The following is a 5520-nucleotide window of genomic DNA, read 5'->3' as shown; positions in this document are numbered from 1 at the left end:
TGACGATGACCTACTCTCACATGGGGAAACCCCACACTACCATCGGCGATGCATCGTTTCACTGCTGAGTTCGGGATGGGATCAGGTGGTTCCAATGCTCTATGGTCGTCAAGAAATTCGGGTACTGAGTCGTGGCCAGCTGGCCTCGCTTCAGCAAATTGGGTATGTGATAGATCGTGGTGTTTTGTGAGCGTCGAACTTTCGGTTCATTGCGTCTTCACACACCGCAATCTGGCCTTTCGACTCAAATTGCTTGGGTGTTATATGGTCAAGCCTCACGGGCAATTAGTATTGGTTAGCTCAACGCCTCACAGCGCTTACACACCCAACCTATCAACGTCGTAGTCTTCGACGGCCCTTCAGGGAACTCAAGGTTCCAGTGAGATCTCATCTTGAGGCTAGTTTCCCGCTTAGATGCTTTCAGCGGTTATCTATTCCGAACATAGCTACCCGGCAATGCCACTGGCGTGACAACCGGAACACCAGAGGTTCGTCCACTCCGGTCCTCTCGTACTAGGAGCAGCCCCTCTCAAATCTCAAACGTCCACGGCAGATAGGGACCGAACTGTCTCACGACGTTCTAAACCCAGCTCGCGTACCACTTTAAATGGCGAACAGCCATACCCTTGGGACCGGCTTCAGCCCCAGGATGTGATGAGCCGACATCGAGGTGCCAAACACCGCCGTCGATATGAACTCTTGGGCGGTATCAGCCTGTTATCCCCGGAGTACCTTTTATCCGTTGAGCGATGGCCCTTCCATACAGAACCACCGGATCACTAAGACCTACTTTCGTACCTGCTCGACGTGTCTGTCTCGCAGTCAAGCGCGCTTTTGCCTTTATACTCTACGACCGATTTCCGACCGGTCTGAGCGCACCTTCGTACTCCTCCGTTACTCTTTAGGAGGAGACCGCCCCAGTCAAACTACCCACCATACACTGTCCTCGATCCGGATAACGGACCTGAGTTAGAACCTCAAAGTTGCCAGGGTGGTATTTCAAGGATGGCTCCACGCAGACTGGCGTCCACGCTTCAAAGCCTCCCACCTATCCTACACAAGCAAATTCAAAGTCCAGTGCAAAGCTATAGTAAAGGTTCACGGGGTCTTTCCGTCTAGCCGCGGATACACTGCATCTTCACAGCGATTTCAATTTCACTGAGTCTCGGGTGGAGACAGCGCCGCCATCGTTACGCCATTCGTGCAGGTCGGAACTTACCCGACAAGGAATTTCGCTACCTTAGGACCGTTATAGTTACGGCCGCCGTTTACCGGGGCTTCGATCAAGAGCTTCGCGTTAGCTAACCCCATCAATTAACCTTCCGGCACCGGGCAGGCGTCACACCCTATACGTCCACTTTCGTGTTTGCAGAGTGCTGTGTTTTTAATAAACAGTCGCAGCGGCCTGGTATCTTCGACCGGCATGAGCTTACGGAGCAAGTCCTTCACCCTCACCGGCGCACCTTCTCCCGAAGTTACGGTGCCATTTTGCCTAGTTCCTTCACCCGAGTTCTCTCAAGCGCCTTGGTATTCTCTACCCAACCACCTGTGTCGGTTTGGGGTACGGTTCCTGGTTACCTGAAGCTTAGAAGCTTTTCTTGGAAGCATGGCATCAACCACTTCGTTACCTGAAAGGTAACTCGTCATCAGCTCTCGGCCTTGAAATCCCGGATTTACCTAAGATTTCAGCCTACCACCTTAAACTTGGACAACCAACGCCAAGCTGGCCTAGCCTTCTCCGTCCCTCCATCGCAATAACCAGAAGTACAGGAATATTAACCTGTTTTCCATCGACTACGCTTTTCAGCCTCGCCTTAGGGACCGACTAACCCTGCGTCGATTAACGTTGCGCAGGAAACCTTGGTCTTTCGGCGTGGGTGTTTTTCACACCCATTATCGTTACTCATGTCAGCATTCGCACTTCTGATACCTCCAGCAAGCTTCTCAACTCACCTTCACAGGCTTACAGAACGCTCCTCTACCGCATCACTTACGTGATACCCGTAGCTTCGGTGTATGGTTTGAGCCCCGTTACATCTTCCGCGCAGGCCGACTCGACTAGTGAGCTATTACGCTTTCTTTAAAGGGTGGCTGCTTCTAAGCCAACCTCCTAGCTGTCTAAGCCTTCCCACATCGTTTCCCACTTAACCATAACTTTGGGACCTTAGCTGACGGTCTGGGTTGTTTCCCTTTTCACGACGGACGTTAGCACCCGCCGTGTGTCTCCCATGCTCGGCACTTGTAGGTATTCGGAGTTTGCATCGGTTTGGTAAGTCGGGATGACCCCCTAGCCGAAACAGTGCTCTACCCCCTACAGTGATACATGAGGCGCTACCTAAATAGCTTTCGAGGAGAACCAGCTATCTCCGAGCTTGATTAGCCTTTCACTCCGATCCACAGGTCATCCGCTAACTTTTCAACGGTAGTCGGTTCGGTCCTCCAGTTAGTGTTACCCAACCTTCAACCTGCCCATGGATAGATCGCCCGGTTTCGGGTCTATTCCCAGCGACTAGACGCCCTATTAAGACTCGCTTTCGCTACGCCTCCCCTATTCGGTTAAGCTCGCCACTGAAAATAAGTCGCTGACCCATTATACAAAAGGTACGCAGTCACCCAACAAAGTGGGCTCCCACTGCTTGTACGCATACGGTTTCAGGATCTATTTCACTCCCCTCTCCGGGGTTCTTTTCGCCTTTCCCTCACGGTACTAGTTCACTATCGGTCAGTCAGTAGTATTTAGCCTTGGAGGATGGTCCCCCCATATTCAGACAAAGTTTCTCGTGCTCCGTCCTACTCGATTTCATGACTAAGAGATTTTCGCGTACAGGGCTATCACCCACTATGGCCGCACTTTCCAGAGCGTTCCGCTAATCTCAAAGCCACTTAAGGGCTAGTCCCCGTTCGCTCGCCACTACTAAGGGAATCTCGGTTGATTTCTTTTCCTCAGGGTACTTAGATGTTTCAGTTCCCCTGGTTCGCCTCTTGCACCTATGTATTCAGTACAAGATAACCATCTTATGATGGCTGGGTTCCCCCATTCAGACATCTCCGGATCAAAGTCTGTTTGCCGACTCCCCGAAGCTTTTCGCAGGCTACCACGTCTTTCATCGCCTCTGACTGCCAAGGCATCCACCGTATGCGCTTCTTCACTTGACCATATAACCCCAAGCAATCTGGTTATACTGTGAAGACGACATTCGCCGAAAATTCGAATTTCTCAATTAAGAGAACTCACAAATTTTACCTTAGCCTGATCCGTTACCAGTGAAAGTAACGTTCAGTCTATCTTTCTATCACATACCCAAATTTTTAAAGAACGAACTAGTCAAAGACTAGAAATCAACATTCACCATCACAACGATGGAATGCTCATTTCTAAGCTTTATACAAACAGAAGCAGTAGTGGTGGAGCCAAACGGGATCGAACCGTTGACCTCCTGCGTGCAAGGCAGGCGCTCTCCCAGCTGAGCTATGGCCCCGTATTTCTACAGGCGTTTCCCACACAAAATTGGTGGGTCTGGGCAGATTCGAACTGCCGACCTCACCCTTATCAGGGGTGCGCTCTAACCAACTGAGCTACAGACCCAATTTCGGGCTGCTTCTTTCGTCTTCTTCAATGAATCAAGCAATTCGTGTGGGAACTTATGGAGCAGCTGATGTCGTCGATTAAGGAGGTGATCCAGCCGCAGGTTCCCCTACGGCTACCTTGTTACGACTTCACCCCAGTCATGAATCACACCGTGGTAACCGTCCTCCCGAAGGTTAGACTAGCTACTTCTGGTGCAACCCACTCCCATGGTGTGACGGGCGGTGTGTACAAGGCCCGGGAACGTATTCACCGCGACATTCTGATTCGCGATTACTAGCGATTCCGACTTCACGCAGTCGAGTTGCAGACTGCGATCCGGACTACGATCGGTTTTATGGGATTAGCTCCACCTCGCGGCTTGGCAACCCTCTGTACCGACCATTGTAGCACGTGTGTAGCCCAGGCCGTAAGGGCCATGATGACTTGACGTCATCCCCACCTTCCTCCGGTTTGTCACCGGCAGTCTCCTTAGAGTGCCCACCATTACGTGCTGGTAACTAAGGACAAGGGTTGCGCTCGTTACGGGACTTAACCCAACATCTCACGACACGAGCTGACGACAGCCATGCAGCACCTGTCTCAATGTTCCCGAAGGCACCAATCCATCTCTGGAAAGTTCATTGGATGTCAAGGCCTGGTAAGGTTCTTCGCGTTGCTTCGAATTAAACCACATGCTCCACCGCTTGTGCGGGCCCCCGTCAATTCATTTGAGTTTTAACCTTGCGGCCGTACTCCCCAGGCGGTCAACTTAATGCGTTAGCTGCGCCACTAAAAGCTCAAGGCTTCCAACGGCTAGTTGACATCGTTTACGGCGTGGACTACCAGGGTATCTAATCCTGTTTGCTCCCCACGCTTTCGCACCTCAGTGTCAGTATTAGTCCAGGTGGTCGCCTTCGCCACTGGTGTTCCTTCCTATATCTACGCATTTCACCGCTACACAGGAAATTCCACCACCCTCTACCATACTCTAGTCAGTCAGTTTTGAATGCAGTTCCCAGGTTGAGCCCGGGGATTTCACATCCAACTTAACAAACCACCTACGCGCGCTTTACGCCCAGTAATTCCGATTAACGCTTGCACCCTCTGTATTACCGCGGCTGCTGGCACAGAGTTAGCCGGTGCTTATTCTGTCGGTAACGTCAAAATTGCAGAGTATTAATCTACAACCCTTCCTCCCAACTTAAAGTGCTTTACAATCCGAAGACCTTCTTCACACACGCGGCATGGCTGGATCAGGCTTTCGCCCATTGTCCAATATTCCCCACTGCTGCCTCCCGTAGGAGTCTGGACCGTGTCTCAGTTCCAGTGTGACTGATCATCCTCTCAGACCAGTTACGGATCGTCGCCTTGGTGAGCCATTACCCCACCAACTAGCTAATCCGACCTAGGCTCATCTGATAGCGCAAGGCCCGAAGGTCCCCTGCTTTCTCCCGTAGGACGTATGCGGTATTAGCGTCCGTTTCCGAACGTTATCCCCCACTACCAGGCAGATTCCTAGGCATTACTCACCCGTCCGCCGCTCTCAAGAGAAGCAAGCTTCTCTCTACCGCTCGACTTGCATGTGTTAGGCCTGCCGCCAGCGTTCAATCTGAGCCATGATCAAACTCTTCAGTTCAAACATCTTTGGGTTTTTAAGAAACCCTAAACTTGGCTCAGCAATCGTTGGTTACATCTTTGATTTCTCGCGGAGTAACTTGTGATGCTGATAATCTTGTTGACTATCAGTCTGACTCCACAAGCACCCACACGAATTGCTTGATTCAGTTGTTAAAGAGCGGTTGGTTAAGATCTTTCGTCTCAACCGAGGCGCGCATTCTACAGCAGCCTCATTTGCTGTCAAGTGGTTATTTTCAGAAGTTTTCGAAGATTTCTTCAACAACTTCAACCACTTGCGCTTGCGATCTCTCGTAAGCGGGAGGCGAATTCTACAG

At 51.1% G+C, this 5520-nt stretch carries 2 tRNA genes and 3 rRNA genes; all 5 read right to left on the bottom strand.

What is annotated here, in order from left to right:
* Window positions 1-113 (bottom strand): 5S ribosomal RNA (gene rrf / locus ACP7CZ_RS26950); the annotation flags it as partial.
* Window positions 114-264: 151 nt separating this feature from the next.
* A 23S ribosomal RNA gene (locus ACP7CZ_RS26945) occupies window positions 265-3156 on the bottom strand.
* 247 nt (window positions 3157-3403) lie between these two features.
* Window positions 3404-3479: transfer RNA gene (locus ACP7CZ_RS26940), tRNA-Ala, on the bottom strand.
* Window positions 3480-3509: 30 nt separating this feature from the next.
* Window positions 3510-3586, bottom strand: a tRNA-Ile gene (locus ACP7CZ_RS26935).
* 81 nt (window positions 3587-3667) lie between these two features.
* Window positions 3668-5204: ribosomal RNA gene (locus ACP7CZ_RS26930) — 16S ribosomal RNA — on the bottom strand.
* Window positions 5205-5520: the final 316 nt, after the last annotated feature.

This window comes from Pseudomonas sp. DWP2-2, assembly GCF_049897065.1.
GTDB classification, from domain to species: Bacteria; Pseudomonadota; Gammaproteobacteria; order Pseudomonadales; family Pseudomonadaceae; genus Aquipseudomonas; species Aquipseudomonas paracarnis.
Note: the sequence above shows the minus strand (reverse complement) of the source record. Positions and strands in the feature narration are given on the sequence as shown.